The following is a 23,554-nucleotide window of genomic DNA, read 5'->3' as shown; positions in this document are numbered from 1 at the left end:
GGGAGATTGCCATCCACTCCTATCCAAATGGTGAGGGGATCGGGGGGTGCGAGCGGAGCGAGCTTGAGAAAACGGAACGTTTTCGAGTGAAACCCCCGGAGAAGAACGCCGATCTACCGCCGCCATATACACCCCCGGATCCCAGATCCGGGCAATATCCGCTCCCCCTCCCTCCTCCTCGGCGGCACCGGGGGGACCGGGAGAGGGGACGGCATTACCTGCAGTCATACCAACGGCGAGAGGGCGTTGAGTCCTGCCGGATTTTGTCCTGTTTCGCCCACAGGCCCCGGCATTCCGGGATCGCCGGATCTCCCCGGTACGGCCCCGGATGGGAGGCGCAATGCCCGGATCTGGGGTTGATTCGAGCGTATTTGACCCGGATGCACCTGGCAGAGCAGCACTTGATTGGGAAGAAACAGGGTATCACAGGGAGAGAGATTGCCGTATCCCTGCCTATCCTGATGATGGGGGGGTGCGACCGAAGGGAGCTTGAGAAAACCTTAGGTTTTCGAGTGGCGACCGTAAGACGTCGAGAATTCCCGGCAGCAGAGGGACGGAGAGTGTCGCCGGACAAAAGTGTGTGCGGCCTTACAGGGACAGGGGAAGAAAAAAAGGGGAGGGGCGGATCATTTACGCGTTGCTGATCGCCCATTTCACGGCCGCATCGAAGAGCGCCCACCCTTCGGGTGTGGTGCTGGCTGCGACCTGGTCGTGGAGGAAGAACCCGACACGAGGTGCCGGGGCCTTCATGCCAACCATCTGGGCGCCGGTGTCATAGGCGAAGACCGTCACCTTGTCGGGCTGGCCGACGACGGTGGCGACCTTTGCTGCACCTGCAGTTGGAAGGCCGTACATTTCTGAACCGGCAGTGCCGGTGACTTTCACGGTGCCTTTCAGACCGGCGGCGAGCGGGCTTGCCGCATCGGCGATGGCCACCTGTGTCTGGCCTGCAGCCGCAGAGTAGTCGGTGCCGCGGGAGGTGCCGGTCATCCTGAGGTCGTCATAGAGCCAGGCCTCGCAGGAGATCACCGGCACGGCAACACTTCTGAGCGTCGTGCCGACAGTCCCGCTGTTGAGGCTGGATGAGATGATCACGACGTCCTTGCCCTTGGCATCTGCTGCAGTGACAAGGTCGTCATCCTTTGCGGTCACGGTGTAGCCCGCGGACTCAAGGTGCTTCTTGACGGCGAGGTCCCCGGTTTCCAGGGTTGTTTTCCCGGTGATGAACAACACTGTTGCAGATTCGCCGGGTTCAGGGGTCGGTTCCGGCGTGGGTTCGGGGGTCGGGGTTACGTCTGTCGAACCGTCCGCACCCGCTGCCCATTTCACGGCTGCGTCGAAGAGCGCCCACCCTTCAGGTGTGGTGCTGGCTGCGACCTGGTCGTGGAGGAAGAACCCGACACGAGGTGCCGGGGCCTTCATGCCGACCATCTGGGCACCGGTGTCATAGGCGAAGACCGTCACCTGGTCGGGCTTGCCGACAACGGTGGCGACCTTTGCCGCACCTGCAGTCGGAAGGCCGAACATCTCATAGCCGGCAGTGCCGGTGACTTTCACGGTGCCTTTCAGACCGGCGGCGAGCGGGCTTGCCGCATCGGCGATGGCGACCTGCGTCTGACCTGCAGCCGCGGAGTAGTCGGTGCCGACCACAGTGCCGGTCATCTTGAGGTCGTCATACTGCCATGCCTCACAGGAGATCACCGGCACGGCGACGTTTCTGAGAGTGGTGCCGACAGTCCCGCTGTTGAAGCTGGACGAGATGATCACGACGTCCTTGCCCTCCGCATCTGCCGCGGTAACAAGGTCGTCTTCTTTCGTCGTTACCGTGTAGCTCGCGGACTCAAGGTGGTTCTTCACCGCTTTGTCGCCAGGGCTCAGGTACGAGTTCCCGATGACCAGCAGCACCTTTGCAGGTTCGCCGGGTTCGGGTGTGGGTTCGGGTGTGGGTTCAGGTGTGGGTTCGGGGGTCGGGGGGACTTCCGTCGACCCGCCGGCTTCAGCCGCCCATTTCACAGCTGCGTCAAAGAGCGCCCACCCTTCGGGTGTGGTGCTGGCTGCGACCTGGTCGTGGAGGAAGAATCCAACACGGGGTGCGGGTGCCTTCATACCGACCATCTCGGCGCCGGTGTCATAGGCGAAGACCGTCACCTGGTCGGGCTTGCCGACGACGGTGGCGACCTTCGTTGCACCTGCAGTCGGAAGGCCGTACATCTCATAACCGGCAGTGCCCGTGACTCTCACGGTGCCTTCCAGGCCGGCGGCGAGGGGGCTTGACGCATCGGCGATGGCCACCTGCGTCTGACCTGCAGCCGCGGAGTAGTCGGTGCCGACCGCAGTGCCGGTCATCTTGAGGTCGTCGTACTGCCATGCTTCACAGGAGATCACCGGCACGGCAACGTCCTTGAGCGTCGCACCGACAGTCCCGCTGTTGAAGCTGGACGAGATGATCACGACGTCCTTGCCCTCCGCATATGCCGCGGTAACAAGGTCGTCTTCTTTCGTCGTCACCGTGTAGCCTTTCGACTCGAGGTGATCCTTCACAGCTTTGTCGCCGGGGCTCAGGTACGAGTTCCCGGTGATCAGCAGCACATCCTTGCCGTTGTCCGGTTCGAGCGTGGGTTCGGGTGTGGGCTCAGCCGTGGGTGTCGGGGTTGGTGTGATGGTTGGTGTGGGTGTTGGAGTTGGGATCGGTGTCGGTGTCGGAGTCGGAGTCGGTGTCGGCGGGATCACCGGACCAATGACCTTGGTGCCGATGAAGTTGGTCTTCGCGCCGGTCACTTCGACATTGGAGACCTGCACCAGACCGTTTGCAGAGGCCTGGTTGTTGATACCGGTGGCATATCCCGAGATCTTCGAGTTTGCGACCACGATGGACGACGGGGCCGAGACCTTCGACTGCACCCTGATGCCCGATGTTGACCGGGAGGTGCCGGACGAGATGGTCAGCCCGTTCATGTTCACCTTGGAGCCGCCTGCAAGGAAGAGGACCGGCTCGGGGGAGTTCGCAACCGAAGATGACGTGATCTTCAGGCCGCCCGCACCGACACTGAGGATGCGAACGCCGATCTTCGAGCCCTTGTCGCTGGACCCGCTAATGGAACTGCCGTCCGGGTAGTCGCACATGAAGCCGACGATGTTGTCCTCGGAGATGCAGTTCTCAAGGGTCATGCCCTCCATGACGATGTAACCGGCACCGAAGTCGGGGTGGGAAGCGCCGGTCTTCTGCTTCTGGCCATTGTCACGGCTGACACAGTCGATGAGCCTGACGTTCTTCAGCTTCGGGGGTGGCTCGGCGTGGAAACCGGACTCCCAGGTGCCCTCGGCGACGCACCTGGTGTAGGTGACGTCCTGGACGGTGTCGATGTACTCGGCGATGTCGAAGCCGACATCCCAGGCCTCGCCGTACTGGTGCCTCTCACCGTAGTACTGGTCGTACCTGCCGCAGTTGATGGCCTGGCAGTCCGTGTACCTGATGTTCTTGACGATCGACGGGGTACCCCAGCCGCCACCGTTGTGGACAAAGCCCCAGCGGTCGCAGTCGATCGCCTTACAGTTGATGAACTGAATGTCTTCGACCGTCTTGCTGTACGCGTAGATGATGAAGGCGGCCATGTACGAGTTGTCGACATTGTACACCTTCACATTTTCAATGATGTGGTGGGACGAACTGATGTAAACGCGTCCTTTCCCGTTTATCTGGAGATCGGATACTTTTACATTGCTCACGCTGGAGAGAGAGACTGCTGCGGATGAGACAAAATTCAGAAATGTCGCATCTTCGCCTTCCCCTTTCAGGTTCGTGGAACTTTTCGGGACGACATTGCCGTTCAGGGTATAGTGACCCCTGGAGAGAATGACCGTACCGCCCGAGGGGAGGGCAGCAAGTGCCTTGTTAATCTCAACCTGATCGCTCGTGCCGTCACAGACATAATCTGCCTGATTTTTTACTAAGTTGCTGCTGTCGCTTGCTGCAACAACAAGGGATGCTGCACCTGCTGCCTGAACAAGACAGGTCAGTAGGGCCAATCCCGCAACTAGTGTTAATAGTGATACCAATCTCATATACTGTCCTCTGGATCTGTTCGTTCTTCACCTTCTGCTCGTTTTTTGGTTTTTTGTATTACAAATAATTAGTTTCGAGCAGCCACATATAAACAATTCTATTTTATAATATTCACATAATTGCCGGCTATTATCGGACGATATGGTGTTAGTGAACAATAAAACGATCAGAGCACTCAAAAATGATATTCACATGAGCAAGGTATATATATAGTAAATGACACATGGCTGGAGAGCCCGGAGAATATCTCTCCTATCTTCAGAACATCGCCACAAGACAAATTGCTAAAATAACATCATTGCCACGAGTATTAAATTTTTTTAATTGCAATCTCATTTTCAGACAAAAGATACCAAATGCTATTCATCTGGCAAATGCGGCCCAATTATACAATTAAGAAAAGAAATGACGATAGATTATATAGTGATCACATTGCAATTTATAAAATTTTTCTCAGACCGGATCACCGACACATTCTCGACCCTCACACGTCCCCGATTCTCCGCCCGGTTGACGATACCAGAATGATATCCTGAAATTACGCTGTCCCGGACAAGGATCCTGTCCGGGTCCCTTACCAGTGCATTCACGGTGATCCCGGCGGTCGGGCACGGGGTCTTTGATCGGATCATCATATCCTCCAGAGTGATGTTCAGTGTCGGTCCCGTCCAGACATAGACCGGTTCGCCGGTACCTTCGGTCGCGCATGAGCGCAGGTGCAGACCTTTTTCTCCGATGGTCAGCATCAAAAAACCCTTCTCCGACCCAATATCGCGACAATTGAAAAGGTAACTATCTTCGGCCCTTGAACAGTGAAAACCGACTGCATTGTTTTCAGAGGTGCAGTTCTCAAGGTACATTCCCTCATTCACCAGAAATCCGGCACCAAAGTCCACCTCTTCTCTGCCAATCTTCTGTTTCTGTGCATTATCAGTACTTGTGCAATTAATGAGTCTGATATTGGTTAGGCGGACAGCATCTTCGGCATGAAACCCGGACTCCCAGCACCCTTCGGCGTGGCACCCGACATAGGAGATATTGTCCGCGCTCTGGAGAGACTCGGCAATATCGAAACCCACATCCCAGGCCTCGGCATACTGGTGATCGACACCGTAGTATTGGTCATACCGGCCGCAGTTGATCGCCTGACAGTTCGTATAGGTACAGTCCCGCACAATGTTCGGTTTTCCCTCACCCGAGTGGACAAAACCCCATCGATCGACGTCCACGGCCCTGCAATTGACGAAGTTGACATTTTTGATCACTTCGTTGGCCGCGTAGATCATGAATGCCGCGATATAGGAGTTGTCCACGTGGAAGACCTCCACATCCTCGACATCAACATCTGACGTGCTGATATAGACACTTCCTTTGCCGGTGATCCCGACGTTCGAGAGGCGTATGTCCTTCCCTGAATTCATCCTGACCGACCCTGCGGAGAGATAGTTCAGGACTGTCATATCGGGGCCACGCCCCACAAGAGTGGAGTTGGTCGGAATATCGATCGAGTCTGTACAGTAAAATGTCCCGTCTGTCAGGACGACCGTGCCGCCCTGCGAAGGAATGGCGCGGAAGGCGGCCCTGATCTCTTTTTGATCGTCCTGGCCGTCGCAGACAAAATCCGGGGAGTACGGGATCTCGTCTACGCTTGTTTGTGAGGCAACAACGACGACCGGCCCCGAGGGCCATGGAGGACGTTCAGGTTCTGGGGTGACGTTCTCGCTGTCTTCTGGGGGGGTAGAAGGGATCTGGGAAAGTATAATGGCAATACCTGTCAGAACAAGGATGGATGCTACCAGCAGAATAATGATCTTTTGTTTAGCGGCAGATATCAACTGTATTCACCCCCACGGAAGGACAATCGGTGCACACTGACAGACCTGCGTTTCGATCCCCGGTAAGGTCGGGAGATCACGACACGAGTGCCCATCGCGTCAGCAGGCAGACCCCATTATTATGCTAGTCAATTAAGAACTTTTCGCTCAGTTTTTTCGTACACCCTCGGATTATAATATCAATTTATCACTCTATCAGTGGATTTAAGAAGAGCTAGCACTGGATGCTCCAGATAGGGTTACCTTTATATTGCGACGCACACTTACGGCGTGTGATGCCGACAGACGGGAGCGGCCTGGATATTTTGTTCATAGAACCTTTGAAATCATCCGAAGGTGCCAACGGGAAGGTGACTCACAGCTGCGAACTCATCGCCGGACTCGCGGCCGGGCACAACAGGCTCCATATCTTTTCGGCCGTCGACCTGCCCTTTGTGCATATGGACCATATCTTCTGCTCCTCCATACCTGACCGGGGTAATCTTCGACTGTACGGGAGTATTGTCAGATCGCTTCTTTGCAAGGACTCTTCCCGGAGATATGACGTCATCTATACCAGAAACTCGTTCTTTGGAGTCCTGGGAGATCTGTTTTCCGGAAGGATCCACGGCACGCCGATCATATGTGAGGTCAACGGCTTTTTCGGGGACGAGATCAGGCTTATCGATGACAACCACTCTTCATCAGGCATTGCCGCATGGATGAACCGAACCCTCTGTACCGTCTCCGAACAGTACCTGCTCAAAAGAGCCGATGCGATCATCGCCGTGACGGCGGGGATAAAGCGTCACCTGGTCGAGGAGTACGGGGTGGACGAGAAAAAGATCACCGTTATCGAAAACGGGGCGAACACCGGGATCTTCAGGCCGGGCGACCAGGAAGAGGCGCGGAAAAAACTGGGCCTGGACCTCTCGGCAAGATATATCTGTTTCACCGGCAATTTTGCCCCCTGGCAGGGCCTGCCCGACCTGGTCAGGGCCATTCCCCTGATCCGCGACACCTGCCCGGCGGCCCGCTTCCTGCTTGTCGGCGACGGCGTGATGAGAGAACAGTGCACCACCCTGGCAGAGGAACTTGGGGTCAGGGATAGAATCCACTTCACCGGGAGGGTGGCCTATGAGAGCGTACCCGACTATGTCACTGCCAGCGATGTCTGCGTCGCACCGTTTATCAGGGATAGAAATGACAAAATCGGTCTTTCTCCCCTGAAAGTGTATGAATACATGGGATGCGGAAAACCTGTCGTAGCAAGCGACATCGCGGGTGTCAGAGAACTGCTCGACCTCTCAGGAGGAGGTATCCCGGTCAGACCCGAGAACCCGCAGGCCATTGCTTCGGCCGTCACGATGCTCCTGGCCGACCGCGAGAAGAGGACGCAAATGGGGAGGGCCGGGTGCGAGTATGTCAGAAAAAACAACAGCTGGGAGGTCGTCGCCCGGAAAGTCGGAGATGTCTGCTCGGAGGTCGTGTCACGTCGTTCGCGGAATGGCCGGGGACACCGGGGATAAGCCCGGTCAGGGGATGTAGTCCGGGAATTTTTGGACATCCTGATACAGGTTGCGGAGATGTCTGTTGCCGGGATTGACTGAAAAAAGTATAAATAGAACAGGAGTGTCAGTATGACGCCTGGCCGGAATTTCCCGGATGAGATAAAATATATTCTGGAAATATTGCCATATGCCGATTTTTTCGATCATGTATTTCCCGAAAGATTGGGTGAAATATTGCGCCCGAATCCCGACAACAAAGAAAGGGGGGCCGGCAGGTGCCGCCAGCGAAAGCCATAAATAAAGCATTGGTATAGGCATTACAAAACAGGGGAAGACAGAAGAGATACATGCCGGTTTGAGCAGATGGCGGACCATACCGATCAAGGGACAGGCGGGCATAAGGCTGGTGAAAGATCCGGCATTGAACTGGATAATGCACCCGGCATGATGTTCCTTTCTGTCTGTCAGAACCACCACACGAGATTTCCACCGGCAGAGAGAAAACAACCGGGGGACATCGCCGCACACCGCCAGAACCCGTGCGTACGTGCCATTATAGCATGTACCTCCCCTCTGGATGTCAGGAAATAAATGATGGTCATGGTGACCGCACATGCAGGTAGAAATTCGTCTATCCAACCATTTTTCACCGTGGAGACATGTAGAGACGGATAAAGCGGATTGCTCTATCAAAGGCCACATATTCGTCGATAACCGCCTGGCAGACGACGAAGAGATAGCATCACGTCTTTCCCAGGAGATATCCGGGCCCGTAACCGACAGGAAGGATCTCGCGGGACTGCTCAGCCACCTGAACGGAGAATATGTGATCGTCATTGATGCACCTGATCGCGTGCTCTGTGTCGTCGACAGGATCCGGAGCATTCCGATCTATTATTCTGAAATTCCGGGGAAACTCCTCATCTCCGACGACGCACATGCCCTGAAAGAGGCAATGGCCACAGGACCGGATGACAGACGAGCGGCCGAATTCCTGGTAACCGGTTTTGTCACCGGCAGAGGCACTCTCTTCCACGGGATAGAACAGATACAGGCAGGGGAATTTCTTTTATATGATAAGATCACGGGAAAAACGGACCTGTATCCCCATTATTGCTATCAGCACGGAGAATTTTTCCCGGCCTCCGAAAAGCAGATGATCGAGCAGCTGGATCGTGTCTGCACGAACATCTTCAACCGCCTCATCGAAACCACCGTCGAACAGGGGAAACATATCGTCGTCCCCTTGAGCGGCGGACTCGACTCCAGAATCCTTGTGGCGATGCTCAAAAGGCTCGGAGTCGAGGACGTAACCTGTTTCACGTACGGGATCAGAAACAACCGGGAATCACGTTTCGGCAGGGAGGTGGCCGATGCACTGGGGTACCCCTGGTATTTCGTCGAATATACCGCGGCAAAGTGGGAAGAGATGTACTGCTCACCTGAACTGGTGGAAGTACTCAGGTACAGCGGAAATCTCACTGCCCTCCCTCATATTCAGGACATGGCCGCCGTCAGGGAACTGAAAAAACTCGACATAATCCCTGATGGATCGGTTTTTGTCCCGGGCCACGGTGCAGACGTGCTCTCCGGGTGTAAAATACCCCCATCATATAATATCAGGCGGGGATGCACCTCGGAAGAGGCCATACACTACGTTCTTGCCGACCACCATTCCTACTGGGACTGGGGCAACGACGGACTGCTCACGAAAATCTTTGAAGAGAGGATCCGGTCCATTATCCCTGCAGTCCGTGCCGATGACAGGGAGTCAGGGGCAAATGCAATAGAATTTTTTGATTATAGAGAGAGACAGGCAAAATATATCATCAACTCGGTTCGGACGTACGAGTATTACGGCTATGAGTGGAGGATCCCGTTCTGGGACAATGAATTCATGGAATTCTTCATGAAAGTTCCCCTGCAGTACCGGATGAAGCAGAGATTGTACAAACTATTCGCGCGCGAGAAGCTCTTCACCGGCGACCTGAAAGAATTAAAATATATCGAGTGTACGACCAAAATAGACGATTCCCTCCCTCAGAGATGGATCTCGGCCCAGAACAAACTCAGACTGATATACGACCGTATCGCGGACAGGGGGATCTATGCCTTGTGGTACCGGGACCTCCAGTCCATGCTGCTCAAAAAGAATTCTCTTATGACAGATATCAGCAGCAGCAGGTACCCTCTCGTCAGGACGATGGTGATGCAGCGCAGGCACGATCCGTCTGCATTAACAATCATCAGTCTCCTGAACCTTGAATATCTCCTGCAGTGTGGAGATATTCCGCGTCTTGACGAAGGAGACGTGAAAAGCAAAAAAGAATGTATCTGGGATGTCGGCATTTCTGATTATTCCAGAGAGACTCCGCGATGATTTTTCGCCCTTTTCATCCATGAGATAATTATAAATATAAATATTGATATGGGATGGTCGGGGGGGGCACGTGGCAGATTTGTCAGACAGGATACAGGTCCCGGATTCTTCAGGATATAACGAAGCACTCCAACGGGTTCAGGATCTGGCCCGGAATGTACGGGGCCATGAGACCGTTAAAACAGATCATATTGATTACTCGCTTCCTATCGGGACCGACGAGAGAGTCGGCCACATGGACGGGAAACCCTGCAGGCGCCTTGTGATTTTTCTTCGGTCAACAGGGTGTGAATGGGTCCGGGAAAGTGGTGGGTGCACGATGTGCGGTTTTTACTGCAGCACCAACCAGGGGGTCAAGGTCTCGGACGAGGACTATATCAACCAGATCGAGCATGTCGCCGATACGGTGGACCTGAACGACTATCCGGTCGTCGCATTATACAATGACGGGAACTTCCTTGACGAGAGGGAGATCTCATTCGAAGCCCAGAAAAAGATCTCGTCCGTCCTCAACAGTTTCCCGGGCATCAGGAGGGTGGTCATCGAGTCCCGGATCAATGACGACTCCATTGAAATGGCACAGAGGATTAAAAAACATCTCCCTGATAAAGAACTGGAAATATTGTTCGGATTCGAGTCGGCCAATCCTGAGATCATGAACCTCTGCATCAACAAGGGCTTTACTGCCAGGAACTACGACCATTATCTTGCAAAGATGAAGGACTCTGGCGTATCCTTCAAACCGCTCCTTCTGCTGAAACCACCCTTCTTAACCGAGCAGGAGGCCATCTCCGATGTGGTCGGAACGATCGGTTATCTGTATGCACGCGGCATCCGCAGGATGGACCTCGAGGTTACAACGGTCGAGAGGAACACGGTCGTTCACGAACTCTGGAAGAAGGGCCTCTACTCTCCACCCATGTTATGGAGCGTCCTTGAGGTGATACGGCAGTATAAGGGGATGTACGGGGACGAGATCAACATGTACATCAGTCCGTCCCAGTACTCGGTCCAGTCGCTGGACGTCGCCAGAAATTGCGGGACATGTGACAGGGAGATCCTTGAACGGATCGACATGCATAACCTGGATTTCAACACAGAGGTATTTGCCGATCTCGACTGCGATTGCAAACATGCCGGGTGGGCGGACAGGATGGGTGAGCAGGATCCGCTTGGCATCCCGGAAAGAGTGATGGGCCAGTTAAATCTGCTGGACACTCCCGATTAATATTTTTCCGGCCCCCAATCCTCCCGATGATAGAACCCGCTTTTCAGGAAAGATTGTTGCTGTCATGAGAGGGAACAATCACGATCCTCGAAGACGGGAAGAAAACACATTTATAGCATCAGGCGGACTTCACACCGATATCTCTGGGACTTCCGGTACGGAGAGAGCATATGCATCTGGAACTACTCCTGAATAATCCATATTACCCATGGAAGCAGGCCGAATCCAGGGGGATCCATTGCTATTACAAAGGGACATTTTTTCGGGGCACGGAAGTCCTGTCTGATTCGGAGATGATCGAGGGTATAATACGGTCATATCCCGCCGCTCCGGAGATTGGTCGACTCAGAGAGATAGCATCCGGGATCATCGGCGAATTCTGCATCATCATCGAAAGTGACGGCCACCTCTTCTGCATATCTGACCGTACACGGAGTATCCCCCTTTTTTATGCCACAAACAGGGACCAGATCATCGTATCAGACGATGCAAATGTCATCAGGTCCATCATGCACCCGGCACTGGACCCTGAGAGTGCGGCAGAATTTCTGGTGACAGGGTATGTGACCAGCGAAGGCACGCTTTTTCAGGGCCTGAAGCAGACGAATGCAGGCGAGATCCTTGTCTTAGAGAAAAGAACGGGATCGATCCGTACAACCCCCTACTATCGGTACCTTCATGGCGACTACTACCAGGAGGACGGGACAGCATTGATGAATGCCCTGGACGAAATCCTGTACCGGGCCTTCGCGAGGCTGATGGCATCCACTGCCGGGAGAGGGCAACAGATTGTCGTTCCTTTGAGCGGCGGACTCGATTCCCGGATCATCGCCGCAATGCTCCGAATTGTGGGGGCGAAAGATGTTGTCTGCTATAATTACGGGCACCCCACCAACAGGGAGAGCAGAGCAAGTCAAAAAGTGGCGGAGGCACTGGGGTACCCCTGGCATTTCATCGAGTACACGCAGGACGCGTGGGAAGAGTGCTACACGTCCCCTGAGATGAGGACGTACCAGAAATATAGCGGAAACCTTGCGTCGCAACCTCATATTCAGGATTTTTTTGCCGTGCATACGCTGAAAAAAGAGGGCATTGTTCAGGACAATGCAGTCTTTGTGCCGGGGCACGCGGGGGATATGCTCAGCGGGTCGCATATCCCGGCATCGTACCGGAAAGACGGGGAGTATTCGCAGGAAAAAGTGATAGATGATCTTCTCACAAAACATTACTCCCTGCTGGGCTGGAACCACAATGGTCTTCGTTCTCTCTATTCACAGAAGATTGCACTGGGGTGCGGGGATATCAGGGTCCACGACAATGACTCCTGTGCAAACGCCATTGAATATTTTGATTTCTACGAACGCCAGGCAAAGTTCATCGTAAACGCGGTTCGTGTGTACGAATTTTTCGGCTATTCCTGGAGTTTGCCCTTATGGGATGCCGAGTTGATCAATTTTTACCTGCATGTACCCCTCCACCACCGCATCGGACAGAAATTGTACAAGAGGTATGCCCGGGAGAGATTGTTTGTCGGAAAATATGAGGGGCTTCGCAAGATAGAATGTACGAGCAGATTTGAGACGCCCCTGAACAACTTCCTCTCAGATGCAAGACACGGGCCGTCCTTTCTCATGCACCTCATCTGTACAGGGGGACAAAAAACATCATGGTACAACAAAATTCTTGCCATGCTGGAAGAAAACCGCCTGCCCCTTCCTGAGGTGCTGATGCAATACCCCTCCCTTGTCTCACTGGTCGGCCAGGAAAGCGCAGCCCCTGAGATCAGACTGAACGGCCTTATCATACAAAATTATCTGAGTCTTATCATCCCTGACGACGGACTCCAGGGCTCCTGTCCGGAGGCCGGAGAGAGTCGGATCGAGTAATAAATGGTGCGTAGACCCCCTCCAGAAACATTCTTTTCAGGGGGCTCCATGAAAATGCTGCAGGTGTATTTCCGTACTCAAGTTCACGAGCGCTCGCGCCCCACACCCGGACAGAGGGGGAATATGCTTTGTAGAACCCCTCCCATTTTCTGGGTATGAACGTGACTCACCCGCCTTCCTACATCTTCGCACCGGGGGCTCTGCCCCCGGCGCAAGCGTGCGAGAAGGCACGTCGACCAGACGAACTCCTCAGAACAATTTTCATGCGGTATGCCTGAGGCGTGCTCCCGACTCATGCCTGATTCTACATAGCCGGGGAATAGCAACCCTCCTCATCAGGATCCCTGTCTTATCTTTCCGGGGCCAATCCAGAATGAGGGACGACCGAAGGGGGTCGAGAAAAACTCCGGACCGGCGAGAGATCGATATCTCCAGAGCAAAAAACAGGATGATGGGCCCTGTCAGGTACCCATGATCGCGGAAGAGAGTTTCAGGTACGCGGACTTTTTCGTCACCCCGTAATAGGGGACGAGACTCGGACTGAAATTCTGGGTAAACTCGGCAAGATAGGGAATATTTGCGGTCATCAGGTTCATCTCGCGGTATCCCCTCTCCTTGAACTCCCGGATGGACTCGGAGAGAAGGAGGAAGGAGGCCCCGGAAGCCTTGGACTCGTGACTGGTCGCGGCGGCCCAGCGGTAGACCCTCCGGTTGTCGAAGAGATAGAAATCCCCGCTGATCATCTCACCATCCTGGTTCTGCGCGGTGACCAGTTCGCAGTTCCCGCGTGCGTGGAAGGTCTCGAATATGCTGCGGAACAGGGGTTTCTGAAGGGGTGGCGCCATGCCCCTGTTCTGGAAAGTACGCTCGAAGAGTTTATAGAATGTGTCGATGTCTTCTGATTTTCGGATTACAATCCCGGTTTCTGTTCCTTTTTTCACATTCCTCTTTGCATTTCTCGACAAACTGACCGCGGCCGGGTCGATATAGTACGTATACAACACATTGGTCTGCCACCCTTCCCAGATGAAGCACCTGATATCTCTCCACTCCGGAGCGTTCACAATATGAAGGCTGTCAAAATCCTCCGCATTCATATACCCGATCAGGGACCGTGTCACATCCTGCCGCCTCTGCTCGCGGGCACGGCCACTGCTCCCCTCCTGAGACAGAAAAACGATCCCGCCATAGGGATTCATCGGTGGGATCGATGTTCCGATATGGAGCAGCCCTCCGATCTGATAGAAAAAAAGAGGACACCCTCCGATAAGTTTTCCCTCATCGAAACACCCGTAGATTTTATAGTCCATCCCCCGTGCACGACTCATGACCGAAAGCCACGGACTGGAATGGAATATCGAACCCTCAGGTGCAGATCTCACGACCGCGTCCCATGCAGGGAGTTCGTCCATGCCAAGACGCCGGACCGAGATGTCAGAGATACCTGGACCACCAATCATAAAGCTCCTTGCCCGATGTCATCCATGCACCTTCCTTTGAACAATAATCCATAAGTTTTATATACAGTTTCAGATAGTCCCCTGACATGCAGTTGTTATGCCAGAGGACATTGAGAACGCCATGGCACTGCTTCACATTCTCAATAATCTGCCGGGTCAGCTCCCACGAGAGGTCCAGGTCAAGATGCATGTAATAAAAGAGCGTCTTGTCCATGATCGCGAGAGGGATCTCGACGATGTCCATCGGCCGGTTATTCCTGAGGTCAAACGGTTTGAATGGATAACACATCCCATTTCTGAAACCGGCGCAATCGGCAAATCCCATCGTCGAATCATACTGAAACCCGGCCTTTGAGAGATATTCCCAGGTCTCAGGCACTTTAATCTTGAGATAGTGGTTCCGATAACCTACTATCGGTTCATTCAGCAATTTTTCCAGCCGTCTTTTTTTCTCCCTGATATCGTCGGGATTATTATAGGTCTGGTGGCCCCCATGGAGGCCGACCTCGTGTCCCTGGTCCACGATCATGCCAAGATCCGGCCCCAGGTCTTCGATGTCATAGGCATAATCCTCGCTGTCAGGGTCCAGAACGAGAAAGAAAAAGGTTGATCTGGCACCATAGGCCTGTTCCATCGCGATAATGTCCTGAAAATTGCACCAGGGCAACCTCTTCGTCTTCATCTGCATCAGGGATCGTTTCGCATCGGAGAAACGACCGTCTCGGATGGCATTGAATGCTTTCACCCCTTTGCCATGGAGAGAACTGTACACAGTATCGATATCATGTGTCAGGCAGAGCGCGAACTGCCTGCCGTCAGGGTACTCGGGGCAGAAGCCCCGGTCAAAAAGATACCGTGAGGCGACCGGCTCGAAAATATTCCGGTTCTTGCTGAGATAGAAAGGGAAACGATCGTACCGGTCGCGGAAGCCGGGAGTATATTCTTCACTCCGTGTATAGAGGGCCCAGACTTCAGGATCTTCTCTGAGTATTCCCAGCATGAATCAGATATCCTCCGCCATTATCCCCAAAATACGACACTACCTTTTCCAGGCAACAGTTCGAGACGTAAGTATTCGGATCTGTTATATATAGGTTTCTCAGCACCCGGGTCGATTCCCTGATGAATGTGCCCGAATCCAGTGTGCACTCCATAATGGCGATTCACAGGCTATTCTCCCATGACTGAGATTATTTCTCACCTTTCCCTGCCCTCTGGACGGGCAGACCAGATAGCCCCAATGACCTCACTCCCGCGAAGTTTCCATGGCCAGCATCATTATTCGTGTCTCCGGGTCTTCTCCGCGTCCCTGAGAAACGCTCTCATCCTGCAAGGGTCGTCTGATGCACGGCCGTCGGCACCGGCGTCCTGTGCCGCCAGGGCCTCGTCTTCTATATTCAGGCACCCGGGAGATTACAATGAGGCCCTGCCGATGTGCCTGATCGATCCGGGAAGACGTGATGAGGTCTTTCCTGAGGAGGACCGCATCAGCACCGGCCGAAACGGCGAGCGAGAGGGGATCTCCCTCGCCTCGCGAGAAAATGAAACCTGTCCTGACACCGGGCAGGAGGCCCTTCACTTTTTTAATTCTCTCTTCGTGGAATGATACGACTAAGAGTTTTTCAGGATCATAGCCGTCCAGCACGCGGCAGACCGTCTCCTCACTCCCCTTCTCCTTGACCTCGACAAACAGGCCGCACCGCCCCCGGTGACCAGAGAGACGACCTCCTGAAGACCCGGGATCTGTTCTCCGTCTCCGGTGTCGAGCGCCTTCAGTTCTGAGAGCAGGTACGTGCATACGGCCCCGCTGCCGTCGGTCGTACGGTCGAGGGTGGCGTCGTGTATGACAACAGGCATACCCTCACGACTCAAACGGACATCGACCTCGACATAATCGGCGCATGCGATACCGACCTCCACTGCATGCAGTGTGTTCTCCCGGGCCGCCGCCCGGGCACCCCGGTGACCGATGATGAACATGGCGCGGACTGGGGTGGTGCGGCCAGATAAATGTGCCGGGGAAGCGCCCGGCACCTATTTATTGCCGGCGACTTTGATGGAGGGGGAGGGGGATGGTGCATGAAGGAGTACGACCTCATCGTTATCGGCACAGGTTCGGCGATGCCTGTCGTGGACGCGGTCCTTGAGGAGAACCCGGACACCCGCATTGCGGTCATCGACAGGGACGAACCCGGCGGGATCTGCCTGACGCGTGGGTGCATCCCCTCGAAGATGCTGTTGTACCCGGCAGAACTGGTGCGGGAGATCGAGAGGGCGACCGCATTCGGCATCGATGCGAGCCTGAAGGGCATCGACTTTCTGCGGGTCATGGAGAGGATGCGGGAGGCGGTCGGCCGCGATGTTGCGGAGATCAGGAGGGCGCTCGATGAATCGCCGAATGTCGATTATTATCATGCCATCGCCTCCTTCACCGCTCCATACACCCTCTCCGTGGACGGGACCGAGATCCATGCGGAAAAGATCCTCCTCTGCACCGGTTCGAAGCCCGGCATCCCTCCGGTCGCCGGGCTTGAGAGCGTCCCCTACCTGACAAGCGACACCCTCCTCGGACTGGACGCCATCCCGCCGACCGTGGCGGTCATCGGCGGCGGGTACATCGCCGCGGAGTACGGCCACTTCCTCGCCGCCATGGGTTCCGAGGTCACGGTCATCGGGAGAAACCCGCAGTTCATCCCTGAGGAGGAACCAGAAGTCTCGGCACTGGCACAGAAGGCGCTTGGAGAGCACCTCACCATCGTCACCGGCCAGGAGGTCAGGAGTGCGGAGACCCGCCCCGGCGGGAAGGTCGGGCTTGTCGCCCGCGACCGGGGCACCGGAGAGGAGGCGGAGTACGTCACCGATGCCGTGCTCGTGGCCTCAGGGCGGAGCCCGAACACCGACATCCTCCACCCGGAAAGAGGGGGTATCAGGACCGACGCACGCGGCTGGATCGAGGTCGACGACCACCTTCAGACGTCGCAGCCCGGCATCTGGGCGCTCGGCGACGCAAACGGGAAGTACCTCTTCAAACATGTGGCGAACTACGAGGCGCGGATCGTGTACTTCAATGCCGTCCTCGGCGAGCGCGTCAGGGCCGACTACAGGGTCGTCCCGCATGCGGTCTTTACCTGGCCGGAGATCGCCGCTGTCGGCATGACGGAGAGGGAGGCTGTCGAGGCGCACGGGGCCGACAGAGTCTCCATCGGTTTCCAGCGGTACCAGGACACGGCGAAGGGGGAGGCGATGGGAATCCGCGACGGCTTCGTCAAGGTGATCGTCGAGAACAGAAGCGGCCATGTCCTCGGCGCCCACATCATCGGGCCGTCGGCCTCGGTCCTCATTCAGGAGGTCGTCACCCTGATGTACACGGATCTGCATGCCAGAACGCTCGTCCTGGAGAGCATGCACATCCATCCGGCACTCAGCGAGGTCGTCCAGAGAGCATTTTCATCTCTCATGAGTCCGGCAGACTATCGTAGGCTTCTGGACGATTACGGGCTTTGAAAGACGGATAGAAATAAGGGGGGAGAGACTCACTCCATCGTGTACTTCGGGATGAGTTCCCGCCTGTAGGGGTCGTTCATGAACTTCTCAAGGCCGTCGTTGATCGTAGAGAGGAGTTCGTTGTCGCCCTTCCGGACCGTGATCCCGAACTGCTCCCCGGTGTCGACGGACCCGATCTTCTGGAGTTTCTTGCCGGAGATGACGTCGTTGATCACGGTGCTGTCGAACATCACCACATCGATGTTGTCATGGTGCTTGAGGTTCTTCTTGTCCATGAGGTCCTTCTGGATGAGGTTCTCGTCGATCCAGATCTCGGCGGTGGTGCCGCACGAGGGGTGGATATATAGGGGGAGACCGCCACCCCCTCCACCGATGCGGACAAGCCACCGGATCCTCCTCAGACTCCTGCATGATCCTGCCTACGATTTTGCGGCGGTAGTGGTCGTCTTCATCGATCGCGGGGCCCCCGGCGACCGCTCACAGATCGGCGGCCCGGAGATCGCGGCGATAGAAGGGGCGCATATGGTGGTCGAAACAGACCGGGGGCCGAAGTATATCCCCATCCACCGGGTGCTCAGGATCCTCTATCAGGGTGATGTGATCTGGGAAAGGGAGGGGGCCGGCCCATGAGGAGAAGAGGTATAATTCCGATCATATCTCCTTTCAGGATTTGATCGGCGCATGCCGCATTAAAAATCTATATATTCACCAGAATCCAGGTACCGCTGATGCAAACCCTCATCGCGTTCGTGCTTGTCCTCGTTCTCATCTCCCTTGCAACGGTGAGGTACCGCCTCAATCCCTTTGTCACCCTCTTCTCGGCGGCCGTCGTGTACGGCGTCCTTGCCGGCGTCCCGGCAGAGTCGGTCGTCGGCATTGCGGCCGAGGGGGCCGGGAAGATCTTCGCACTCCTCGGCGTGGTCGTCTTTGCCGGTTCGGTCATCGCAAAGGTGCTCGAAAAGGGGAGGTTCCAGGAACGTATCTTCAGCGACCTCAGGTCTTTTACCCACCGTCCCGCGCTGACCGGGGGGATCGCCGGGTTTATCCTCGCGGTGCCGTTCATGTGCTGCATCACGGCCTTCATCGTGATCTCTCCCCTCCTCTCCTGTTTCTCCGATAAGAAGAAGGCGATATATGGTGCCGCCATCGGGAGCACCCTCTCGTTCTCCCTCATCTACCCGACGCCTGTCACCATCGCCGCCGCGTCGGCGGTCCAGGGGTTCTCAGCAGGAGAGTACATGGCCATCGCCGTCCCCCTCTCCGTCATCCTTCTGGTCGCGGTCGGCATGGGGATCGGGCGGCAGAGGAGTACTGCCGAGGCCGGGGAGCAGGTCTGCACCCCGGAGACAGGGCGACGGGCATGGGTGCCTCTCCTCCTCCCTCTTGCCCTGACGGCCGCGGCAGTCGTCTGGCCAATCTTCGGGAAAGGGTCGATCTCGGCCGCACTGCTCGTCGGGATGGCTGGCGCACTCCTCGTCCTCGCGCCCGACCTGCGGTACGCCGCCCTCAAGGACGGGACAAAACACGCCGGCGTGATCATCTACGACCTCTGCGGGGCCGGCGCCCTCGGGGCGACGATCATGGCAAGCACCTTCGCCACCGACGCCTTCGCCCTCTTCGGGGACGCGGTTCCGCCGGTGCTGGTGCCTTTCCTCCTCGGCATCCTCCTCCAGGCGGCCCAGGGGTCGCGGGTGGTGACTGCCGTGATCACCGCAACCATGATCCTCTCGTCGGACTATGCAACGGCGATCGGCCAGGTTCCCCTCATGTTGATGATCGCAGCGGGGACACTCTCGGTCTCCGCCTTCAGTGACCCCTTCTTCTGGGTGGTCAGGAACGCAAGCGGCGACTCCGTCCCCGCGGTGCTCTGGCGGTACGCCGTTCCCCTCTCGGCGGCAAGTCTTGTCATTGCTGCTGTTGCCGTGATCATCGAGATGGTGGCCTGAAGAGAAGAGAGAAGAAAAAAGGCTCTTCTGAAATTGCCAGTCTGTCTTCCCGGGGACAATCCTAAGTTTGGGGGGTCAGGGGCAACGAGCGATAGCGAGTTCGAGAAAATCTGTGACTTTCGAGTGGCCCTCAGTTTAGATTGTGGCGAAGGCAGCGTATCCGCGCGTCCCCTCATGGGATCGGAGGGGATACATCGACCCAAGCATGAGGATTTGCCATGAGGGTATCCCAGAACTCGTGTTCATCTGGCTATGGAGAAATCTCATGCTCGGGTAGATGTTCCCCCGGATTCTCTGGCGAAGGGTGCGAACCCCCGCCTTCCCCCCATTCTCCACCGGGGGACTGACGCCCCCGGACCCCCGAAAACAGGAGAGAAACCAGGAAGGGTAGATTCGATCGTGAAGGAGTCTGCCATCCACCCTCCTATCGTAATGGTGGGGGGACCGGGGCGTGAAAACCCCCGGAACAGGCACCAGAACAGGATTTTTCAGAACCAAATGCGAGGAATTTCATCGACAGGACAAACGTTTCTGATCAGTTTTGGGATGACCTCCATGGAAAAACGTTTCATGCACTATGCCTCGGGCATGCTCTCGACTCATGCCTGATTCTACAAAGCCGAAAAAAGAGTTCAGGGGGTGGCCGGGACCTGGTGGATGAAGGAGGGGATCTCCGCGATGTCCCTGAGGGTCTCGACCTTCCCGTCGGCAAAGGTGATCTCGGTCACTGCAGGGGAGAAGTCGGCCTGCACCAGCGGCGCAAACCAGTAATCGTTCAGTGCCTTCTCAGCCTCTTCGAGATGGAGCGCCGGTGTTGTATAGACTGTTGCATTGTCGACCAGGGAGACGCGGGCAAATTTCTCTGCCCTGAAGGAGGCTGACCGATCGCTCACCGCGACAGATTCGACCTCAGACCCGGAGTATTTTTCCAGCGCTTTTCCAAACTCCACATTCGGGTCTGTGATCTTCAGGAAGACCGCGATATTTTCGAGCCAGGTGAGGGAATAGTCGAAGGTGACCGTTGCGGTACCGTCTTCTTCGACATCTATCGTGAGTTTCTCGGCGGTAAAGGCACCGGCAGGCATCACGAGTGCTCCGATGAGGAGAAGGGAGAGAATACCGCCAAGCATCCTTTTTTTACTGATAAACATGTTCATGGTTCGCCACCAGCACACAATTATATTTGTCAAGTGATGAAGATATCGGCTTCCATCCTCCCGGGAGGAGGGTGGAGAGATCCCGGTACCGCTTCGGATGCCATACCATATAACCCTTCAGCACAGACAGAGTAGCAGATGGCTCATCTGACCGTGGACATTGGCGGGCGCCCGGGCGTCGACTGCCGGGGCTTCTGCGAGTACTGCTATTTCAAGCATGTCGGGGAGGTCGAACCCTTCGGGTGCAGGTATTGCCTGCCCTTCAAAGTGGGCTGCGATTACTGCACACGAGGCGTGAAAGAGCAGTACAGCGGGTTCAAACCCCTATCCACGGTCGCCGACGACACCCTTGCCCAGCTCCAGATGATCGGGGACGATCTCTCCCGGATCACCATCAGCGGCGGGGGAGACCCGAGTTGCTACCCTGAATTCCGCGACCTCGTCGAGATCCTGGGAAGCATGGGCGTGCCCCTCCATATCGGCTATACCAGCGGGAAGGGTTTTGACGACCCGGAGATCGCCGACTTCCTCGTCGACAACGGGCTCTCAGAGGTCTCGTACACGATCTTCTCGGCCGACCCCGAACGCCGGCGGCGATACATGCACGACCCTACCCCCGAGGCCTCCCTTGCGGTCATGCGCCGCCTCTGCGAGAAGATCGACGTCTATGCCGCCGCGGTGGTCATCCCTGGCGTCAATGACGGCGAGGATCTCGAACAGACCTGTGCCTGGCTCGACGAAGCAGGAGCAAAGGGCCTGATCCTGATGAGGTTTGCAAATTCTACCGACCAGGGCCTGATCCTCGGCAATGCACCGATCATCCCTGGCCAGCAGGTCGAGAGCGTCGAGGCGTTCAGGGACCGGGTCACCGACCTGAATGCCCGGTTCTCTCTCAAGATCAGCGGTACCCCTCTCTGGGACCCGGAGATTGGGTCGCCCTTCGCCATCCTCCAGGAACCCGACCTCCTTGCGAGACTCCCGAGGGTGCGGGGGAAGGCGTCAGTGGTCAGCGGGACTGTCGCCACGCCCTTCATCCAGCAGGTCCTGGACGCCTGCGGTGGCGGGTGCAGGGTCGTGCCCGTGCAGAAGGAGATCGCCTGCCTGATCACCATCGACGACCTTGCCGCCCTCGACCTCGCGGACCTGGAGGAGGCCGTGGTCCTGCCAGGCCGCTCCTTTGTCCATGACCGCCAGGCGGCGGAGGTGCTTGGCCGTGACGGGACGGTGCGGGCGGTGCTCCGCGGCCCGGAGATGCTCACCGCCGACGCCGAGACCTCGATGGGGATGCGGAAAGAAGAGGTCCTCCAGATGGAACTCGACGGCTTTGCCGCCCTCATCCACTTGATAAACCAGAATGGGTGAAGGGATGGCAGGGGAGGTGCTGAGACCTCCCTGAGGTTTTTTGCAGGAGAGGTACACGAGAGATCTGGAGAATTACCGTTCAGGTGCCTGTGTAGGGCGTTCACGCTCCCCAGTTGGATTGGGGGAGAGCAACGGGTCGGCGCGCCCTCCCCGAGATCGAGGAGGAGACATCGACCTCACCCAGAGGGTGCAAAAAAGGAGTTTATCTTGCGGGGGTGAAGGGGGGGAGCGGGAAGACCCCGGACAATAGGTGCGGGAATGAAAGCGGAGCCGCCCTTCCGACATATTCATCATAGTTATAGTATACTATGTCCCATTATAATATGTGGCATCCCAAAACTCTCTTTCATTCTCTATAGCACTGAATTCTGATCATTTCATCAACGTGACAAAGGATTCTGATCAGTTTTGGGATGACCCCAGGGATTAGGATGATCGAGGTACATGACCTGAAAAAAATCTATCAAATGGGCAGCGTCGAGGTTGCCTCACTCAAAGGAGTATCCCTCACCATAGAGGACGGGGAGTTCATCGGGATCAATGGGGCCATGGGGCCGAGCGGAAGCGGGAAGTCAACGCTTCTCCATCAGCTCGGTCTCCTCGAACCCCGACTTCCGGGACATCGTCATTTCAGGCACCGAAGTCTCGAGACTGAACGATGAAGAGCGGACGCTCTTTCAACTCATGCACCTCGGGTACGTCTTCCCGGACTACGCGCTGGTGACGGATCTCGATGTGATGGAGAACGTTGCAATCCCCACGATTGCACGGGGAAGACCGGTCGATGAATGTTACGCTGCGGCAGGAGATGTCCTCGAACGGGTAGGGCTCGGCAGCAGGCTTCACCACCTAGGTGGCGAACTCTCGGGTGGCGAGCAGCAGCGGGTCTCCATCGCACGGGCGCTGGTGAACACGCCTGCTATCGTGTATGCAGACGAACCCTGTGCAAATCTCGATACGGTAAACTCACGGGTCATCCTCGATCTCTTCCGGAGGATAAAACGCGATCTCGGGCAGACGATCGTGATGGTCTCGCACGAGCCATGGCATATGGACTACTTCGACCGGATCGTATTCCTCAAGGACGGCCTCCTCGATGCCGAACGTATGCATGAGGAGAGCCTCCAGATAAAAACAAAGGAGATTATTGAAAAGGCAGACTGAGGTATATGCCGAGCGACACGCTGCTCGTGCGGCAGGCCGTCGAGACGGACCGGGACGCAGTCCCCGCCATGCATACGCA

Annotated in this window: 16 protein-coding genes and 1 pseudogene; 9 read left to right on the top strand and 8 right to left on the bottom strand. The window is 56.1% G+C overall.

Features of this window, described 5'->3' with window-relative positions; translation table 11 throughout:
- Positions 1-630: 630 nt before the first annotated feature.
- Positions 631-4,026 (bottom strand): hypothetical protein, encoded by a 3,396-nt coding sequence (locus PHP59_RS02895; RefSeq protein ID WP_300163308.1) that lies wholly within the window; start codon positions 4,024-4,026, stop codon positions 631-633.
- Positions 4,027-4,479: 453 nt separating this feature from the next.
- Positions 4,480-5,898: a hypothetical protein gene (locus PHP59_RS02890; protein WP_300163305.1), complete on the bottom strand. Its 1,419-nt coding sequence runs from the start codon at positions 5,896-5,898 to the stop codon at positions 4,480-4,482.
- 224 nt (positions 5,899-6,122) lie between these two features.
- On the opposite strand from PHP59_RS02890, the gene PHP59_RS02885 reads away from it, so the two are divergent.
- Positions 6,123-7,406 carry a glycosyltransferase family 4 protein gene (locus PHP59_RS02885; RefSeq protein WP_366943712.1) on the top strand — a complete coding sequence of 428 codons (1,284 nt, stop codon included), beginning with the start codon at positions 6,123-6,125 and terminating at the stop codon, positions 7,404-7,406.
- A 6-nt stretch (positions 7,407-7,412) separates the two neighbouring features.
- Here PHP59_RS02885 and PHP59_RS02880 read toward each other — a convergent pair whose 3' ends face one another.
- The gene (locus PHP59_RS02880) at positions 7,413-7,862 is read right to left on the bottom strand and encodes a hypothetical protein (RefSeq protein ID WP_300163300.1); all 450 of its coding nucleotides are present in this window, start codon (positions 7,860-7,862) and stop codon (positions 7,413-7,415) included.
- Between the two features lie 139 nt (positions 7,863-8,001).
- Between PHP59_RS02880 and PHP59_RS02875 the strand changes: the two genes are divergently transcribed.
- The 3 genes from PHP59_RS02875 (at position 8,002) to PHP59_RS02865 (ending at position 12,882) form a co-directional block, all read left to right on the top strand.
- The gene (locus tag PHP59_RS02875) at positions 8,002-9,768 is read left to right on the top strand and encodes an asparagine synthetase B family protein (RefSeq protein WP_300163296.1); all 1,767 of its coding nucleotides are present in this window, start codon (positions 8,002-8,004) and stop codon (positions 9,766-9,768) included.
- Between the two features lie 319 nt (positions 9,769-10,087).
- Positions 10,088-10,996, top strand: a complete 909-nt coding sequence (locus PHP59_RS02870; RefSeq protein WP_300163294.1) for a hypothetical protein — start codon at positions 10,088-10,090, stop codon at positions 10,994-10,996.
- A 293-nt stretch (positions 10,997-11,289) separates the two neighbouring features.
- A complete protein-coding gene (locus PHP59_RS02865) occupies positions 11,290-12,882 on the top strand; it encodes an asparagine synthetase B family protein (RefSeq protein ID WP_300163291.1) in 1,593 nt (530 codons plus the stop codon).
- Positions 12,883-13,343: 461 nt separating this feature from the next.
- Here PHP59_RS02865 and PHP59_RS02860 read toward each other — a convergent pair whose 3' ends face one another.
- The 3 genes from PHP59_RS02860 to PHP59_RS02850 form a co-directional block, all read right to left on the bottom strand.
- Positions 13,344-14,003, bottom strand: coding sequence for a GNAT family N-acetyltransferase (locus PHP59_RS02860; protein WP_300163289.1), 660 nt, complete (start codon positions 14,001-14,003; stop codon positions 13,344-13,346).
- Between the two features lie 313 nt (positions 14,004-14,316).
- On the bottom strand, positions 14,317-15,024 hold the full coding sequence (locus tag PHP59_RS02855; protein ID WP_300163286.1) for a polysaccharide deacetylase family protein: 708 nt from the start codon (positions 15,022-15,024) through the stop codon (positions 14,317-14,319).
- A 929-nt stretch (positions 15,025-15,953) separates the two neighbouring features.
- Positions 15,954-16,322, bottom strand: a complete 369-nt coding sequence (locus PHP59_RS02850; protein ID WP_300163283.1) for a glycerophosphodiester phosphodiesterase family protein — start codon at positions 16,320-16,322, stop codon at positions 15,954-15,956.
- Positions 16,323-16,421: 99 nt separating this feature from the next.
- On the opposite strand from PHP59_RS02850, the gene PHP59_RS02845 reads away from it, so the two are divergent.
- A complete protein-coding gene (locus tag PHP59_RS02845) occupies positions 16,422-17,846 on the top strand; it encodes a dihydrolipoyl dehydrogenase (protein ID WP_300163280.1) in 1,425 nt (474 codons plus the stop codon).
- A gap of 29 nt (positions 17,847-17,875) precedes the next feature.
- Here the strand turns inward: PHP59_RS02845 and PHP59_RS02840 are convergent, their stop codons facing one another.
- Entirely contained in the window at positions 17,876-18,121 is a 246-nt protein-coding gene (locus tag PHP59_RS02840; protein WP_300163277.1) for a transporter substrate-binding domain-containing protein, read from the bottom strand.
- Positions 18,122-18,218: 97 nt separating this feature from the next.
- Here PHP59_RS02840 and PHP59_RS02835 point away from each other — a divergent pair, with 97 nt between their 5' ends.
- Together PHP59_RS02835 and PHP59_RS02830 are read left to right on the top strand one after the other, a co-directional pair.
- Positions 18,219-18,476, top strand: coding sequence for a DUF504 domain-containing protein (locus PHP59_RS02835; RefSeq protein ID WP_300163274.1), 258 nt, complete (start codon positions 18,219-18,221; stop codon positions 18,474-18,476).
- Between the two features lie 98 nt (positions 18,477-18,574).
- Positions 18,575-19,792 (top strand): hypothetical protein, encoded by a 1,218-nt coding sequence (locus tag PHP59_RS02830; protein WP_300163271.1) that lies wholly within the window; start codon positions 18,575-18,577, stop codon positions 19,790-19,792.
- Positions 19,793-20,424: 632 nt separating this feature from the next.
- Here PHP59_RS02830 and PHP59_RS02825 read toward each other — a convergent pair.
- Positions 20,425-20,943, bottom strand: a complete 519-nt coding sequence (locus PHP59_RS02825) for a hypothetical protein (RefSeq protein WP_300163268.1) — start codon at positions 20,941-20,943, stop codon at positions 20,425-20,427.
- Positions 20,944-21,087: 144 nt separating this feature from the next.
- On the opposite strand from PHP59_RS02825, the gene mmp10 reads away from it, so the two are divergent.
- Positions 21,088-22,311: a methyl coenzyme M reductase-arginine methyltransferase Mmp10 gene (gene mmp10, locus PHP59_RS02820; RefSeq protein WP_300163265.1), complete on the top strand. Its 1,224-nt coding sequence runs from the start codon at positions 21,088-21,090 to the stop codon at positions 22,309-22,311.
- 413 nt (positions 22,312-22,724) lie between these two features.
- A pseudogene (locus PHP59_RS02815) lies at positions 22,725-23,475 on the top strand (ABC transporter ATP-binding protein).
- Positions 23,476-23,554 lie beyond the last annotated feature (79 nt).

The sequence above is a fragment of the Methanofollis sp. genome (assembly GCF_028702905.1).
GTDB lineage: Archaea > Halobacteriota > Methanomicrobia > Methanomicrobiales > Methanofollaceae > Methanofollis.
This window is presented reverse-complemented; position numbering and strand designations above follow the sequence as displayed.